17 protein-coding genes and 1 riboswitch are annotated in these 15,640 nt (G+C 37.5%); of the genes, 10 read left to right on the forward strand and 7 right to left on the reverse strand.

Annotation, left to right across the window (positions count from 1 at the left end):
• Positions 1–99 precede the first annotated feature (99 nt).
• The 3 genes from GL301_RS04095 to GL301_RS04105 form a co-directional block, all read right to left on the reverse strand.
• Positions 100–741 carry an NAD(P)-dependent oxidoreductase gene (locus GL301_RS04095; protein ID WP_003726297.1) on the reverse strand — a complete coding sequence of 214 codons (642 nt, stop codon included), beginning with the start codon at positions 739–741 and terminating at the stop codon, positions 100–102.
• Positions 742–824: 83 nt separating this feature from the next.
• Positions 825–1,745, reverse strand: coding sequence for an EamA family transporter RarD (rarD, locus tag GL301_RS04100; protein ID WP_003727155.1), 921 nt, complete (start codon positions 1,743–1,745; stop codon positions 825–827).
• A gap of 108 nt (positions 1,746–1,853) precedes the next feature.
• Positions 1,854–2,384, reverse strand: a complete 531-nt coding sequence (locus GL301_RS04105) for a YceI family protein (protein WP_003740496.1) — start codon at positions 2,382–2,384, stop codon at positions 1,854–1,856.
• Positions 2,385–2,639: 255 nt separating this feature from the next.
• Between GL301_RS04105 and GL301_RS04110 the strand changes: the two genes are divergently transcribed.
• On the forward strand, positions 2,640–3,101 hold the full coding sequence (locus GL301_RS04110) for a MarR family winged helix-turn-helix transcriptional regulator (protein WP_003724157.1): 462 nt from the start codon (positions 2,640–2,642) through the stop codon (positions 3,099–3,101).
• A gap of 51 nt (positions 3,102–3,152) precedes the next feature.
• On the opposite strand, the gene GL301_RS04115 is transcribed toward GL301_RS04110, so the two are convergent.
• Positions 3,153–4,613, reverse strand: a complete 1,461-nt coding sequence (locus tag GL301_RS04115) for an amino acid permease (RefSeq protein WP_003727153.1) — start codon at positions 4,611–4,613, stop codon at positions 3,153–3,155.
• Positions 4,614–4,702: 89 nt separating this feature from the next.
• Positions 4,703–4,900, reverse strand: a riboswitch (Lysine riboswitch).
• A 68-nt stretch (positions 4,901–4,968) separates the two neighbouring features.
• Positions 4,969–5,730 carry a YtvA family blue-light photoreceptor gene (locus GL301_RS04120; protein WP_003726662.1) on the reverse strand — a complete coding sequence of 254 codons (762 nt, stop codon included), beginning with the start codon at positions 5,728–5,730 and terminating at the stop codon, positions 4,969–4,971.
• A 152-nt stretch (positions 5,731–5,882) separates the two neighbouring features.
• Here GL301_RS04120 and GL301_RS04125 point away from each other — a divergent pair, with 152 nt between their 5' ends.
• From GL301_RS04125 to GL301_RS04135, 3 genes are all read left to right on the forward strand, one after another.
• Positions 5,883–6,236: an iron-sulfur cluster biosynthesis family protein gene (locus GL301_RS04125; RefSeq protein WP_003726663.1), complete on the forward strand. Its 354-nt coding sequence runs from the start codon at positions 5,883–5,885 to the stop codon at positions 6,234–6,236.
• A gap of 154 nt (positions 6,237–6,390) precedes the next feature.
• A complete protein-coding gene (locus GL301_RS04130; protein ID WP_021496209.1) occupies positions 6,391–7,029 on the forward strand; it encodes a GTP pyrophosphokinase in 639 nt (212 codons plus the stop codon).
• A 128-nt stretch (positions 7,030–7,157) separates the two neighbouring features.
• A complete protein-coding gene (locus tag GL301_RS04135) occupies positions 7,158–9,206 on the forward strand; it encodes a Na+/H+ antiporter (protein WP_003731242.1) in 2,049 nt (682 codons plus the stop codon).
• Between the two features lie 39 nt (positions 9,207–9,245).
• Here the strand turns inward: GL301_RS04135 and GL301_RS04140 are convergent, their stop codons facing one another.
• Both GL301_RS04140 and GL301_RS04145 read right to left on the reverse strand, forming a co-directional pair.
• Complete coding sequence (locus tag GL301_RS04140) at positions 9,246–9,719, reverse strand: hypothetical protein (RefSeq protein WP_003726666.1); 474 nt, start codon at positions 9,717–9,719, stop codon at positions 9,246–9,248.
• A 27-nt stretch (positions 9,720–9,746) separates the two neighbouring features.
• Entirely contained in the window at positions 9,747–10,205 is a 459-nt protein-coding gene (locus GL301_RS04145; RefSeq protein ID WP_003727151.1) for a hypothetical protein, read from the reverse strand.
• A gap of 209 nt (positions 10,206–10,414) precedes the next feature.
• Between GL301_RS04145 and GL301_RS04150 the strand changes: the two genes are divergently transcribed.
• The 6 genes from GL301_RS04150 (at position 10,415) to GL301_RS04175 (ending at position 15,580) form a co-directional block, all read left to right on the forward strand.
• The gene (locus GL301_RS04150) at positions 10,415–10,957 is read left to right on the forward strand and encodes a helix-turn-helix domain-containing protein (RefSeq protein WP_003727150.1); all 543 of its coding nucleotides are present in this window, start codon (positions 10,415–10,417) and stop codon (positions 10,955–10,957) included.
• 15 nt (positions 10,958–10,972) lie between these two features.
• Positions 10,973–12,067, forward strand: coding sequence for an ABC transporter ATP-binding protein (locus tag GL301_RS04155; protein WP_003741802.1), 1,095 nt, complete (start codon positions 10,973–10,975; stop codon positions 12,065–12,067).
• Positions 12,067–12,876, forward strand: coding sequence for an ABC transporter permease (locus GL301_RS04160; RefSeq protein ID WP_003726404.1), 810 nt, complete (start codon positions 12,067–12,069; stop codon positions 12,874–12,876). Before GL301_RS04155 ends, GL301_RS04160 begins: the two co-directional genes overlap by 1 nt.
• On the forward strand, positions 12,873–13,679 hold the full coding sequence (locus GL301_RS04165) for an ABC transporter permease (protein ID WP_003721373.1): 807 nt from the start codon (positions 12,873–12,875) through the stop codon (positions 13,677–13,679). The genes GL301_RS04160 and GL301_RS04165 overlap by 4 nt, the downstream gene beginning before the upstream one ends.
• Positions 13,676–14,749 carry an ABC transporter substrate-binding protein gene (locus GL301_RS04170; RefSeq protein WP_003721374.1) on the forward strand — a complete coding sequence of 358 codons (1,074 nt, stop codon included), beginning with the start codon at positions 13,676–13,678 and terminating at the stop codon, positions 14,747–14,749. The genes GL301_RS04165 and GL301_RS04170 overlap by 4 nt, the downstream gene beginning before the upstream one ends.
• Before the next feature lie 129 nt (positions 14,750–14,878).
• Positions 14,879–15,580, forward strand: coding sequence for a carbonic anhydrase (locus tag GL301_RS04175; protein WP_003727149.1), 702 nt, complete (start codon positions 14,879–14,881; stop codon positions 15,578–15,580).
• The last annotated feature ends 60 nt before the right edge of the window (positions 15,581–15,640 follow it).

The following is a 15,640-nucleotide window of genomic DNA, read 5'->3' on the forward strand; positions in this document are numbered from 1 at the left end:
TTTTACATATAGCAATAGTATACAGGAAGTTTTCGCCAATTGGGAGTTTTATTTTGTACAAAAAAGTCGAAGGATCAAAGTGATCCTTCGACTTTAAGTCTATTTTCCGGCTACTGTAAAGCGTTCATTTAAGTGATTAGGTCGTTCAATTTCATCTAAAACAGCAATTGCATAGTCTTCCATACTGATAAAACTATTACCATCGCTACCAAATAAGAGATGATCTTTTCCTATTTGATAGTCTCCAGTGCGTTCGCCGGGCTCAAACATGGCAGAAGGGCTAATGTAAGTCCAACTGAATTCTGCTTGATGTGATTTTAAATGCTCTAATTGTTTCGCTTGCGCACGTGCAGTTGGATAGTAAGGCGCTTCCCGTAGGCCCTTGGACTCTAAAAGCGTGTTTCCGTCTTCATCAATTTGCAGACTAGCTGCTCCGCCAACGACAAGTAAGCGCGGAGACACAGTTCCATTTAAAACAGAAATTAAGTGATCAAGGGAAGTGACATGTTTTTCTGCTTCGTCTGGACTGATGCCATAAGCATCAACAACGACATTTTGGTCTGATAAATCTGAAAGAGTTAAATCAAAAATATCTTTTTGTAAAATATTAATATCTTTGTGTGTTTGCGTGATTTTCCCGGCGTTTCTAACAATGGCTGTTACTTCGTGACCACGATTTTTTGCTTCTTCTAAAATTCTCGAACCAGCTCGGCCCGTAGCACCAATGATACCAATTTTCATGAAAAAAGCCCCCTATTCATTTTTATGGAATAGATTCTCGTTTGATAGAAGAATTATTCCCGAAAGAGGGGACTGGGAAACATTTATTTTTTTGCGGCGTTTGCTAATTGTTTAATTTTGGCTGCGGAATAAATGTGAGAAATCGTGAAAATAATCAGTGCTAACCAAATAAACATGAATGCAAACAATTGAATATGATCGAAACTTTCTTTAAATAGTAATACGCCGAGTGCGAGCATTAATGTTGGTCCGATATATTGCAGGAAGCCAACCATTGTATAGCTAATTTTTTTCGCAGCAGTGGCAAACAGAAGGAGTGGTATAGCTGTAACGACACCAGCGCCAACTAAAATAATATTGGTTTGTGCCGCGTACTGCATTAATCCATTGGTCGCGAAAAAGATTACATAAATAAGCGCGAATGGCGTAATAATCATTGTCTCAAGGGTTAAACCAGTCCAAACAGATACGGAAACGACTTTTTTAATTAGCCCATAAAGCGAGAAAGTAACCGCCATACCGATTGCCGCCCAAGGAACAGATCCAAGATGCCATGTGAGGATTAAAACACCGATAGTAGCAGAAATAACAGCAATAATTTCGCCACGACTCAAGCGCTCTTTTAAGATAACTGTTGCGAGAAGTACGTTTACAAGTGGATTGATGTAATAACCAAGACTTGCTTCGGTCACATGCCCACTATTCACCGTATAAATGAATAAATACCAGTTTGCTGTCACTAAAAAAGCTGCCGCAATAATCGCAATCAGCGTTTTTGGTTTAAGCAATACGTCCTTAGTTTCTTGAAAAACCATCGAAGCTTTTCGCAAACAAACGATCAAAAATAACATAAAAATAAAAGACCATATAATTCTATAGGCCAAAATCTCCATTGGTGGGACATTTGTGACTAGCTTCCAGTAAATCGGAAGGACACCCCAACATACATAAGCGAGAGCGCCAGCGATGATTCCGCCTAGCTGTCCATTTTGTTTATTTTCCATAGCGATGTTAGCCCCCTTTTTTTAAACAATAGAACTATTTTAGCTTAAAAGGGGGAATAAAGCTACAAAAAAAACTACGAATAGGCTAGCTATTCGTAGTTTCTACAATTATTTGCTTGCTTCGATTTGGATGTTTAATTTCACTTCGTCGCCAATAAGTACGCCACCAGTTTCTAACGCAGCATTGTAATTAAGGCCAAAGTCTTTGCGGTTGAATTTACCTTTTGCTTCAAAGCCAGCTACCATGTTGCCAGTATTTGGATCTTTTCCTGTTCCTTCGTAGCTTACTTCTAGTGTAAGAGGTTTGGTTACGTCGCGAATAGTTAAGTCACCAGTCACTTCGTATTCATCATCGCCGTCAGCTGTAATTTTTGTTGCCGAAAAAGTCACGTTTGGATATTTTTCTACATTAAAGAAGTCTTCGCTTTTCAAATGTCCATCACGTTGCGCTTGACGAGTGTCAACAGAAGCGGCTGCAACGTAGAAGTTTAATTTTGCAGAAGTTAAATCTTCTGGATCCATTTCGATATCCGCTGTGAAATCGCTAAATGCACCTTTTACTTTTGATACCATCATGTGTTTTACTTGAAATTCGATTGAACTATGCGCTGGGTCTACGTTCCATTTTTCTACTGTCATTGTTTCATTCCTCCAAATATGTTTTTTTATAAAAGCATTCTCTTTTAATCTAGCCTAAATCCTAAGAAATTAAACCTGAGAAAAAATACTTTTACGCCTTAGAAAAGCAATTGCTTAACTGTTTATAAGTAAACTATATCATACTTACTTTTAATAAGCAACTATAAAAACGTATTATAAATATATTTTTTTCGTAAATATGATTGAGTTTTTCGGTTAAAGTGCGTAGAATAGGTTACAAGAGGAGGTTGGATGATGGTAGGAATTAATACAGATACAGAAAATATTAGTGAACTATTAAAAACTTATTGGTCAATCCAGCGAATTTCAGCGGGATATGCCGATCAAAATGCGGCGAGTTTAGGATTAACGATTCAGCAACTTGCCATGATTAATGTGATTTACAGCACACCTGGTATTTCAGTGGCGGATTTAACGAAACGATTAATTATTACTGGAAGTTCGGCTGCAGCTAATGTTGACGGGTTAATCAGCCTTGGCTTAGTAGTGAAATTAAACAAAACAATTCCAAATGACAGCATGGATTTAACACTCAAGCTTTCGAAAAAAGGAGAAGACTTATCGAAACGCTCCACTGCAAACGCTTTTATGTATAAAGCCATGATGAAAGTATTCGAAAACCTGACCGAAAACGAAATAGAAGAATTAATTCGCCTAAATAAAAAAGTCGAAACCTTACTGAAAAAGAGTAAATAAAAACATCTCCTGTATCATTCAAGTAAAAATGAATGAACAAGAGATGTTTTTTTATTTTTGATCAAATTTGCAGTCTTCCAGTGGAATAACTTTTGTTTTATTTGTAAATTTAAAAGATAGCCAGAAAACAAGGAAAATAGGGAGGCCGATATAAGAAATACCGATTTTTTGCCACCAAGCAGGATTCGTAAATTCTGGTTTCAAAAATGCCGCGTAATCTTGACCGACAATAACTAAAATACATAAAATTAGTGCTAAAATAGGTCCGAATGGGAAAAATTTTGCTTTATATTTTAGTTCACTTAAGTCATGTCCTTGTTTGATAAATGCTTTTCGGAAACGGTAATGACTGATAGCGATGCCGACCCAAGCAATAAATCCGGTTAAACCAGAGGCGGAAAGTAACCACGTATAAATCACTGTGCCGTTTTCTGTTAGCGTTGTAATGAATGTCATTGCACCAACAATCGTCGTAACAATTAAAGCTGCCATCGGAATACCACGACGGTTTACTTTACCCAAGAATTTAGGTGCTTTTTTATCACGAGCCATTGCCCAAAGCATTCTTGTGGAAGCATAAAGACCTGAATTACCAGCAGATAAAACAGAAGTCAGGATAACCGCATTCATCACGGAAGCCGCAAATGCAAGACCAGCTTTTTCAAATACGAGTGTAAATGGGCTAATTGCCACATCTGTTGCCTCGGCACTAAGTAAATTCGGGTTAGTATAAGGAATAATCATCCCAATAATGAAAATCGCAAAAATATAAAATAGCAAAATCCGCCAGAATACTTGTTTAATCGCTTTTGGCACGCTGGTTTCTGGAGTAGCACTTTCACCAGCTGCAATACCAACCATTTCAGTCCCTTGGAAAGAAAATCCAGCAATTAAGAAGGTACCTAAGATGGCAAAAAATCCACCTTTAAACGGAGCATCGCCAGCAGTAAAGTTAGAAAAGCCAATAACTTCGCCGCCAAGAATTCCGACAATAGTAAGCACGCCGACGATAAGGAAAATAATAACCGTGGCCACTTTAATAATTGAAAACCAATACTCTGATTCTCCGTATGCTTTTACCGAAAGCGCGTTTAAGCCGAAAATCAAAATTAAGAAAATCGCGCTCCATAGCCAAGCGGGGGTGTTCGGTAGCCAAAATTGAACGATAATTGCAGCAGTGGAAATATCAACTGCAAGTGTAATGGCCCAGTTAAACCAATAATTCCAACCAAGCGCAAAACCGAAAGCTGGGTCAACAAATCGACTAGCATAGGTACTAAATGAACCAGATACAGGCATGTAAGTAGCCATTTCGCCTAAACTTGTCATTAAAAAGTACACCATAATCCCGATTGCTATATAAGCAACTAAAGCGCCACCAGGTCCTGCTGTATGAATCGCATTACCACTTGCTAAAAATAATCCCGTCCCGATTGAACCACCAATGGCAATCATGGACAAATGCCTTGTTTTTAAGTCACGACGAATCTCGCCATGTGTTTCTTTCTTCACTATTAATCTCCCTTTCTATTATCAGAGGAAGTGCGCAAAAACAGCCAATCTGCAAGAAATTGGCTGTTACGTATTTTACCAACATCATTTTGTCAGATAGCACACCTATAAGAAATTTCGACAAATTCTTATAGCAGTCCAGCCCCTTTAGGAAACTGTCCCAACAACTATTTCTAAACAAAGAGAAAATAGTCACTTCGGCGATCAACCTGTTCATTCTTTGTCGTCGGCGTCTTTGTTTCGCCTCGAAAAAATTACTAGTGCATCTCGCAACCTCTACCTCACCATTTGGATGAGGGTTTATATTTGATTATTTACCCATAATAACGGAAAACGGGCTATTTTGCAATATCTTTTAGTAAAATTGTAATGCTTCTTTGATTGTGCTGTATGTAGTTAAGCTGGCTAGGTTTTCTTCGTAGCGAATTAATGTCATGGCGAATTTTGGCGATATTCCGGTGATGATGAGCTCTACACCAGTTAATTTCATAAATCCGTGGAACTTCACAAGATTCATTACCGCATCTTCATTAAATTCAGCTAAACCAGAAAGATCCATAATCAAATAATCTTCCTTGCCATGGTCCATGTATTCACTCACATATTCAGACATATGCTGAAAACGGTCATGTGTTAGCGAGCCTATCAGTGGTAACACACAAATGTTTTCTTTAATCGGAACAATTGGCGTGGAAAGTTTCTCGATTTCTGTTAATGATTTCTCGAGTTCCAGCTGATAGTCGTGCTCTGTCGTCACATCTTTTTGAATGCCAACAAAATAGAGATGATTATGATCATCGTAAATCGGTTCAATCGTAAGTTCATTCATAAAAGAAGTACCATCTTTTCGGTAATTTTTTAGTAAAACATTCGCAGTTGATTTTTCGTTAATGGCATGACGGATTTTTGCAACTTCTTTTTTGTCAGTATCATCTCCTTGTAAAAAGTGACAATTGGAGCCAAGTGCTTCTTCTTTAGCATAGCCGGTAATATTTTCAAAACCAGTGTTAACAAAAATAATTGGATTATCTTTTTGCTCAGGATCTGTAATAATTACTCCTACGCTAGACAAATTTAATGCTTTTAAAATAACATCGAATTGTGGATAAGCGGTCATCTGCGTGTTTCTCCCCCTTTGTAAATACATTTCTATCATACCACGCAAATGAATGAAAACCCAATGTATAATTTGTGAAATTAATCGTATGTGAGCAGTGCGGAGGTAAAGTTGGAAATGTGGGTGTATAATAGAGCTAGAGGTGATAAGTTATGTATATAACATTTACAGATAGCGCTAAAAATCGGCTTGCTGCACTACGGTCGAATTTAGAAGGGCGGCTACATTTGTATTATGATACAGAAGGCTGTTCTTGCGAAAATAGCGGTATTTTCACATTGCGATTAGTAGAAGAGAAAACAGCGGAAGATGACGAAATTGAATCAAACATTGGTCCAGTGCTAATTAAACGATGGACAGAAATGTTTTTAGAAGAAGCGCTAACTATCGATTACAACGACACAGAAAAAACCATGATTCTAAAAAGCGATGGTCAGTATTATAATCGTAATCTACTGCTTGTCACAAATACAGACGAAGTAATTAGTTGCCCGGTAACTTCATAATAATAGAAGAAAAGCCTAGAATAAATTTTTTATTCTAGGCTTTTTTATGAAAATTTCATGAGAAAGTGGTGAAACTTTAGACATATAGTTACACTGACCTCGGTTTTGTAGTAACATGGAATAGGAAGTTTATACATATGGAAGGAGTGTCCTCATGGAACAACCATCAGTAGATGAGCTAAAAAATTGGCGAAATGTTATGCTTCTTCACCGTTTTGCGTTAGAAGAAGTCAACACGAAACTTAAGATATTGAATGAAGAATTTCAATTTATTCATGATTATAATCCAATGGAACATTTGAAGTCACGTGTGAAGTCACTAGAAAGTATCGGAGCAAAATTAGAAAAGAAAAAGGTGGATATCACGCCAGAAAATGCACTAAAATATGTACACGATATTGCGGGCATTCGGATTACTTGTTCTTTTGTTTCAGATATTTTTAGAATTCACGAAATGCTTGCAGGGCAAAGTGATATCACTATCAAACGAGTAAAGGACTATGTAACGAATCCAAAACCTAATGGCTATCGGAGTTTACATTTACTTTGCGAAGTACCTGTATTCCTGACAAATCGTTCCGAGAAAATGACCGTGGAAATCCAAATTCGGACAGTTGCCATGGATTTTTGGGCGAGTTTGGAGCATAAAATTTATTATAAATATCAACAAGAAGCACCAATTGAGTTAGTAAAAGAATTAAAAGACGCCGCACGAATTATCACCCATTTAGATGAAAAAATGAAAAACTTAAACGATCAAATTGATCAATATAAAAAAGAAAAAGAAAAATAATCTAATAGGGAGCTTTATTTCTTTGCAAGCGGGATGGATGCATAGAAATAAAGCTGTTTTATATTTGCGAGTTAGGTTATTTTGCTTCATAATAATATAGGAGAAAAAACGAAAGGGGACGATACATATTGGAGATATTTTTATATGTTTTAGCATTACTTGTGGCCATCTTTATTTCTAATTTACTCAACCGGTTTGTTCCCTTTGTTTCGGTACCACTAATCCAAATTGGCCTTGGTGTATTAATTGCCATTATGCCGATTACGTTTGATTTGCAATTAAATCCAGAACTTTTTCTAGTGATGTTTATTGCGCCATTGCTATTTAATGACGGAAGACAGACGGACAAAGCAGCTCTTTGGGGTATGCGAATGCCGATTTTAGTATTAGCGCTCGGACTTGTATTTGCAACGGTTGTCGTGATTGGATATTTTGTCCACTGGATGATTCCGACGATTCCACTAGCAGCAGCTTTTGCCTTAGCAGCGGCTCTTGCGCCAACGGATGCTGTAGCAGTTAGTTCTCTTTCTGGGCGGATTAATTTACCGAAACGAATTATGAATTTGCTCGAAGGTGAGGCATTAATCAACGACGCGTCAGGACTCGTGGCATTCCAGTTCGCGATTGCAGCGATGGTGACCGGCGTTTTCAGTTTTATGGATGCAAGTATTAGCTTTTTTGTCATTGCGATTGGTGGTATTTTAGTTGGGCTCATTTTGAGTTGGTTAAAATTCCGATTGTTAAAATGGGTTCGCGGCCTTGGCATGGAAGATGTTACGTTTCATATGCTTATCCAAATTTTAACACCATTTATTATTTACTTAGCGGCAGAAGAAATCCATGTTTCTGGGATTTTGGCAGTTGTTGCAGCCGGAATTATGCACTCGATGGAACAAAAGAAAATGGATCCTCAGTCGGTGAAATTAAATGTCGTTTCGCAAAGTACTTGGTCGGTGATCATTTTTGTTTTAAATGGTTTAGTATTTTTACTTTTAGGCACACAACTTCCTGCGATTACAGAAGTAGTTTGGAATGATTCAGGAAGTAGTAATTTACAAGTGATGGCTTACATTTTGTCTATCACAGCTGCCTTAATTTTACTGCGCTTTTTATGGGTATACATATCGTGGAGCATCGGCGCAAAACAAAGACAGAAACAAAATAAAAAAACACAGCTACCTAAGTTTAGACCCGTTGTACTTACATCGCTTTCTGGTGTTCGCGGGGCAGTTACACTTGCCAGTGCGCTCGCAATCCCGTTTTTCTTAGATGACGGATCACTATTTCCGCAGCGCTCGCTAATTATTTTTATCGCATCAGGTGTTATTCTTTGTACATTAGTGATTGCGACATTTATTTTACCGTTACTTGCCAAAAGTGAAGAAGTGACAACGGAAGATGAACGAGCTGAAACTGCAACCCGGATTCGAATCCTGAGAAACGTAATCAGGGAATTAAAAGAACAGACGCTACCTGAAACGAAAGCGGCAACGGATGAAGTAATTGAAGATTATCGCAGACGAATTTACGATTTACAGCAAAATAATAGTTCGAATCGAGGCATGGATGAAAGAGAACGTGCCAAACGATTAGAGATCATCCAGTGGGAACGTGAAAACACCCAAAAAATGACCGATGAAGGACGCATTGTTGCTACAGATAGCTATCGTTATCAACACTATCTTAATATGATGGAACAAGCGATCAAACAGCGCTTCCGGACAAAAATAAAAACAGCCTGGATGTTCCTTTATCGTCTAATAATGCTTGTCATTCACCCGAAAAAATGGGGTAGAATCACGCATAAAGTGAAAAAAGGTATTTCTAAAGACAGCGAACGATTCCAAGCAATTCGCCAATTACGCGAAGAAAATGAAGTACTCATTATTTCTAAACTCAAAGAACAACTAACGAAAGAGAATGTTGATATCATTGGCCCATTAATTACCGAACATACTATTTTCCTAGAACGCGTAAGAAAAGAGCACAGTCCAAGAGGTAAGCGAGCAAAATTCGAACAGAAAAAACGCGAAGTCCAAGTGCTGGCTTTCCAATTAGAACGTGATATTATTCAGAATATGTTTGAAAAAGGCGGGATCTCGAGAGACTTAGCCCGAGACTTACGCCAAAATTTAAATATGATTGAAACATATTTATATGATGATTTTTTAGAATGACAAAAAGCCCTAAGAACAGTGTCTTGTTCTTAGGGCTTTCTATTTAGCTTGTATTTTTTTTAATTGTTCGGCGAGATTTACTATTTCTAAATGGAAGTTCTTTCTGCCATTTCTGTGAACGATAGCTGCATTACGAATCTTAATTTTTGTTTCTTTACCTGTCTCTAAATCAAGAATATTGATTGTGTAAAAGGGAAGAAAAGAAGTGGTCCGCCCGTGCAATCTGGTGTCACACTCCAGCATATATTGATTGAAAAGATACTTTTTATCCGAAAACCCTTTTTTATAAAAGAGCGCATGACTATTAACGGAAACAGTACCATTAACATAAGTAGTCAGTACGTAAATAGTATACGCGCTAAAAAAGGTATATATACCAAAAAATTGCCAAATACGGAGTGACTCAAAGGTAATAAAAAAATACAGTCCAAGGCTAAGTATTGCAAAACAAACAATAAACATAAAAAATGTTTTGATATTCATATTATATTTAAAGAAAGGGTAGCTTTTCATTTTTGTGCACCACCTAAGATGTTTTAGTTAAGCTTGATATTGATTGATTTCATTACGCAGTTCTTCCATTAGTTCTTGCATATGCTTATTTGCGTTCTTGTATCTACGCTCTGCATTGTATACTCGAATTAGTTTTTCTGCGCGTGTATCTTTATTTATGATAACAATTCGATAGTAAGGCATCCCTCTGGAGCCTCCATTAAAGCGAATTAATTTAGCATCGCATTCGATAAGATATTCGCTATAAGGATATGCTTTTTCTTTATAGTAAAAAGCTTCTTCACTAACAGAAAAGTTACTTGGAAAAAGCCTCTTGAAAAATACTGAGAACATGAGGGCTATGACAAAAAGAATAACAAAATATTCCCATGGTACCGGAAGTGTCATTCCAATTATTATAAAAGTAATAAAGGTAAAGCTAATCATAATTATAAGAAGCACGGTACCTATATTGATATTGAGTTCTGAAAAGCGATATTTTTTCATGAATATCTGCCACCTAAGCTGTTTTATTAAAGAAATTTTAGCACTAAAAATAAACGTTGTCTATCTTAGGGAAATTCAAAAAAACTATTGTTCATGTGGAAGCTTTGTTGTATAATGTAGCTTGCTGTAAGTAAACTTCGTGTTTAATATTAGTAAACTTCTGTGACTTGAGGTTTACTATCACTAAACTTGAAAGAAAGGACATTGACATGGAAATTGGCAAACGCATAAAAAATCTTAGGCTCAGTAAGAATTTGACACAAGAAGAATTAGGCGAACGAACGGATTTGACGAAGGGATATATTTCTCAGCTAGAACGAGATTTGAGTTCTCCTTCTATCGAAACGTTATTTGCTATTTTGGAAGTGTTAGGTTCTACTCCGAAAGATTTCTTTGATGAAGAAGAACACAATCAAAAAGTAATTTACGGAGAACTAGAGCATACTTTCTTTGAAGATGAAGAAAAAGGTTACAGAATTAAGTGGCTTGTTCCAGAATCGAATGAAAAAGAAATGGAACCAGTGCTACTTGAAATAGAGGCAAATAGCTGTTTTAAAAGCTTCGAACCATCACTTTCAGAAACTTTTGCCTACGTGCTAAAAGGGGAAGTGACCGTGCTGCTTGGTCGAAATGAGTATGTAGCCAAAAAAGGGGAAGCAATTTATTTCCACGCCGCAGATGAACATCAAATAATTAATCGATCGAATGAACAAGCGACACTCATCTTAGTAGCGACAGAGTCATATTTATAAGGGAGGTAAATGATTGTGACAGAAACAATTATTCGTTTTGAAAACGTAACAAAACAATTTGATAATGATCCACCAGTGCTTGACAATGTCAGCTTTGAAATAGAAAAAGGGAAGTTTTATACTTTACTTGGCCCATCTGGTTGCGGGAAAACGACCATTTTGCGCTTAATAGCTGGATTTTTAGAAGCTTCAGAGGGACAAATTTATCTAGGGGATAAAGTAATTAACCAAATTCCTGCCAATAAACGTCCTGTAAATACCGTTTTCCAAGATTATGCGTTATTTCCACATTTAAATGTGTATGAAAATGTGGCTTTTGGTCTGCGTATTAAAAAGCTAAAAAAAGATGCAATCGACGAAAAAGTAAAAGAAGCACTGCGCTTTGTTAACTTAAAAGGCTACGAAAAAAGAGAAATTAGCGAAATGTCTGGTGGACAAAGACAACGTGTCGCGATTGCTCGGGCAATCGTCAATGAACCAGAAGTTATTCTGCTTGATGAACCACTGTCAGCGCTTGATTTAAAACTACGTACGGAAATGCAATATGAATTGCGCGATTTGCAAAAGCGTCTTGGAATTACGTTTATTTTTGTGACACATGATCAAGAAGAAGCACTTGCGATGAGTGATGAAATTTTTGTGTTAAATAAAGGCGAAATTCAACAAAGTGGTACGCCAATTGATATTTACGACGAGCCAATTAATAAATTTGTCGCAGATTTTATCGGCGAATCGAACATTGTTAATGGCAAAATGATACAAGATTTCGAAGTGGAATTTGTGGAAAGACGTTTTGAATGTGTCGACCAAGGTTTCCGCCCAAATGAAGTCGTGGAAGTAGTTATCCGTCCGGAAGATTTAGAGATTACTTCGGCTGAAAAAGGTCAACTGCAAGTAACCGTAGACTGGATGCTTTTCCGTGGTGTGCATTATGAAGTAGGTTGTATCGACACTGATGGAAATGAATGGCTTGTTCACACAACGAGAAAAGTTCGTGTGGGTGATAAGATTGGCTTAGCGTTTGAACCAGAGGCAATTCATGTTATGCGTCTCGGGGAAACGGAGGAAGAATTCGATAAGCGGCTTGATAGCTACGATGAGGTGCAGTGATGAATAGACGCACCCGTACAGTTTACCTTGTTCCTTATGTACTTTGGATTTTACTTTTTGTAGTCGCGCCGATTTTATTAATTGTTTATTATTCTTTTTTTGATGTAGATGGCAATTTTACGGTAGATAATTATATTCACTTTTTTACGCCTGTATATTTAAAAATGACGGCTAGTTCGTTCTGGTACGCATTTTTAATTACTGTTTTTACGTTGTTGATTTCGTATCCAACGGCTTACTTATTAACGAAACTAAAACATAAACAATTGTGGTTGCTACTTATTATTTTACCAACTTGGATTAATTTGCTGCTTAAAGCGTATGCCTTTATTGGGATTTTTGGGACATACGGGGCGGCGAATCAATTTTTGGAAATAATTGGAATTGGCTCGAAACAGATTTTATTTACGGATTTTAGTTTCTTATTTGTATCGACCTATATTTTTATTCCGTTTATGATATTACCGATTTTTAATGCAATTGAGGAAATTAATCCGACGTTGATTCAAGCGTCGCGCGATTTAGGCGCATCTAGTTTGACAACATTTAGACGGGTGATTTTCCCGCTCACTGCTGATGGCGTGAAATCAGGGTGTCAGGCTGTTTTTATTCCAGCACTATCACTCTTTATGATTACACGATTAATTGCAGGAAACCGCGTCATTACGCTCGGAACAGCGATTGAAGAGCATTTCCTAGTAACGCAAGACTGGGGAATGGGTTCGACAATTGGCGTATTTTTAATTATTGCGATGATTTTAATTATGTTCCTAACAGGCTCGAAAAAGAAAAGAGGTGCGCGTAAATGAAGAAAAGTAAATGGGGTACGATTTATTTAGTGCTTGTTTTTGTGATTTTATATGCGCCGATTTTCTATTTGATTTTTTATTCGTTTAATAAAGGCGGCACAATGCATAATTTTAGTGGCTTTACGCTTGGCTATTATAAAGAAGTTTTCCAAGATACGCGCCTACTAATTATTGTTTTAAATACATTTGTAATTGCGCTGCTTTCTTCGGTGATTGCAACTATTATCGGCGTTTGCGGGGCGCTAGCGATTAAATTTATGCCAAAACCATTCGCGAAAAACTCGCTTTTAAGTTTGAATAATGTGTTGATTGTTAGCCCGGACGTTATTATCGGTGCTAGTTTCTTGATTTTCTTCACGATTTTAGGCGTAAAATTAGGGTTTATTTCCGTCCTAGTGTCGCATATTGCCTTTAGTATTCCGATTGTCGTATTGATGATTTTGCCGAAATTGCAAGAAATGAGCCCGACGTTAATGGATGCGGCGCGCGACTTAGGTGCAAGCCAGTGGCAAGTTCTTTCTAAGGTTATTTTGCCGTATATTATGCCAGGCGTTTTAGCTGGATTTTTCATGGCATTAACGTACTCGCTAGATGATTTTGCGGTGACGTTCTTTGTAACTGGAAATGGCTTCTCGACATTGGCAGTGGAAATTTATTCCCGAGCTAGACAAGGGATTTCGCTTTCTATCAATGCTTTGTCGACACTGATTTTCTTATTCACGATTATTCTCGTGATTGGTTATTACTTTATCAACCAACGTAATACAAGTAAAAATATTCGGACGGGGGCGACGAAAGAATGAAGCAACTGCTGAAAATTTTTGTGCCAGTCATTGTTGTCGCACTCCTAATGATGCTACTTGCAACAACGATGAACCGCTCTGAGGGCTATGCTGGGAGCAATACGCTGACTATTTATAACTGGGGCGATTACATTGATCCATCGCTCATTACTAAATTTGAAAAAGAAACAGGCATCAAGGTCATTTACCAAACATTTGATTCTAATGAAGCGATGATGACGAAAATTGAGCAAGGTGGAACGACCTTTGATATTGCGGTGCCAAGTGATTACGCGATTAGCAAAATGAAAGAAGAAAATTTGTTGATCCCACTTGATCATTCCAAATTACCAAATGAAAAATACCTTGATCCGCGTTTTATGGATTTATCGTTTGATGATGATAATAAATATTCGATGCCTTATTTCTGGGGAACGCTTGGCATTATTTATAATAAAGAAATGTTCCCGGATAAAAATTTCGATACGTGGAATGCGCTATTTGATCCCGAATTGAAAAACCAAATTTTGCTGATTGATGGGGCGCGTGAAGTGATGGGGCTTGGGCTGAATAGTCTCGGTTACTCACTGAACGATACGAATAAAGCTCACCTACAAGCTGCCAGAGACAAGCTAGAAACGATGACACCGAATGTAAAAGCAATTGTTGGCGATGAGATTAAACTTCTCATGGCGGACAATGAGGCGGGTGTCGCGGTTACTTTCTCCGGAGAAGCGGCGGAAATGTTAAGTGAAAATGAAGATTTAGAATACGTAATTCCAAAAGACGGCTCGAATTTATGGTTCGACAACATGGTCATTCCAAAAACGGCGAAAAATGTCGATGGCGCGCATAAATTTATTAACTTCATGCTAAAACCAGAAAATGCCGCAATTAACGCTGAATATGTTGGCTATGCAACACCAAATGCAAAAGCTGTCGAATTGTTACCAAAAGAAATTTCGAGTGATGAACGTTTTTATCCGGATATGGATGAACTGAATAATTTAGAAGTATATGATAACCTCGGTAAACGAATGCTGTCGTATTATAATGAATTATTTTTGGAATTTAAGATGTACCGGAAATAAAGCCACCAGTATCTTCACGTGAGTTCACACCAAAGTCAAAACACGAACATTAAGCATATAACTTGTGGAATAGATCAGCTATCCGCTAAAATAATGTTACGCAATTTTTTTCGAAAAGGAGAAATGGTTATGACTAAGGAGAAAGTGTTATGGGGTTACGATGAAAAGACTGGGCCAGAAATGTGGGGGCATATCTGCTCTGACTTTGAAATCGCACATACTGGAAAGGCACAATCGCCGGTAGATATTGAACAAGCTGACGTTGTGAAATTAAAACCATCAACAATGAAATTTTACTATAAAGAAACAGACTATACGATTAGAAGAATTGAACAATCGGTGCATGTTTTTCCGCATGACAAAGAACAAGGGTTACGCTTTAACGGCGAGTATTATCCGCTTGTATCGTTCCATGCACATATTCCGGCGGAGCATTTGCTTGACGGTTATGTATATCCGATTGAATGGCATTTTGTTCATGAAAAACCAGACGGCACAACGCTTGTAATGAGTGCTTGGATGGAAATTGATAATACAAATAATGTCGAATTCAAAGATTTACCAACCTATTTCCCAGAAGTGTTCGCTGATTTTGAAACAGAACGGGAAATTACTTTAGACGTGAATGAATTTATGCCAGAAGAACGTGTTTTCTATACGTACCAAGGTTCACGGACGACACCACCAACCGTGGAAGGCGTAACTTGGATCGTGTTAAAAAATGCGAAGACACTTGGCCAAGAAGATTTCACTGAATTTGAAAAAGCAATTGGTAATACAAGTCGACCAGTGCAAGATTTAAATGGTCGTGAAATTACTTTTTACAATTAAAAAACTAGAAAGCCTCGCTCGAATCTTGTATAGTATAGACATAGATTCTGAGTGGAGGCT

The organism is Listeria sp. LM90SB2 (assembly GCF_028867355.1).
Lineage (GTDB): Bacteria > Bacillota > Bacilli > Lactobacillales > Listeriaceae > Listeria > Listeria monocytogenes_B.

Bases quoted from the DNA above. Each gene is read 5' to 3' on its own strand.
- GL301_RS04095 (WP_003726297.1), bottom strand. From the start codon at position 741: ATGAAAATTGGTATCATTGGTGCTACGGGCCGAGCTGGTTCGAGAATT.
- rarD (WP_003727155.1), bottom strand. From the start codon at position 1,745: ATGGAAAATAAACAAAATGGACAGCTAGGCGGAATCATCGCTGGCGCT.
- GL301_RS04105 (WP_003740496.1), bottom strand. From the start codon at position 2,384: ATGACAGTAGAAAAATGGAACGTAGACCCAGCGCATAGTTCAATCGAA.
- GL301_RS04110 (WP_003724157.1), top strand. From the start codon at position 2,640: ATGGTAGGAATTAATACAGATACAGAAAATATTAGTGAACTATTAAAA.
- GL301_RS04120 (WP_003726662.1), bottom strand. From the start codon at position 5,730: ATGACCGCTTATCCACAATTCGATGTTATTTTAAAAGCATTAAATTTG.
- GL301_RS04125 (WP_003726663.1), top strand. From the start codon at position 5,883: ATGTATATAACATTTACAGATAGCGCTAAAAATCGGCTTGCTGCACTA.
- GL301_RS04130 (WP_021496209.1), top strand. From the start codon at position 6,391: ATGGAACAACCATCAGTAGATGAGCTAAAAAATTGGCGAAATGTTATG.
- GL301_RS04140 (WP_003726666.1), bottom strand. From the start codon at position 9,719: ATGAAAAGCTACCCTTTCTTTAAATATAATATGAATATCAAAACATTT.
- GL301_RS04145 (WP_003727151.1), bottom strand. From the start codon at position 10,205: ATGAAAAAATATCGCTTTTCAGAACTCAATATCAATATAGGTACCGTG.
- GL301_RS04150 (WP_003727150.1), top strand. From the start codon at position 10,415: ATGGAAATTGGCAAACGCATAAAAAATCTTAGGCTCAGTAAGAATTTG.
- GL301_RS04160 (WP_003726404.1), top strand. From the start codon at position 12,067: ATGAATAGACGCACCCGTACAGTTTACCTTGTTCCTTATGTACTTTGG.
- GL301_RS04165 (WP_003721373.1), top strand. From the start codon at position 12,873: ATGAAGAAAAGTAAATGGGGTACGATTTATTTAGTGCTTGTTTTTGTG.
- GL301_RS04170 (WP_003721374.1), top strand. From the start codon at position 13,676: ATGAAGCAACTGCTGAAAATTTTTGTGCCAGTCATTGTTGTCGCACTC.
- GL301_RS04175 (WP_003727149.1), top strand. From the start codon at position 14,879: ATGACTAAGGAGAAAGTGTTATGGGGTTACGATGAAAAGACTGGGCCA.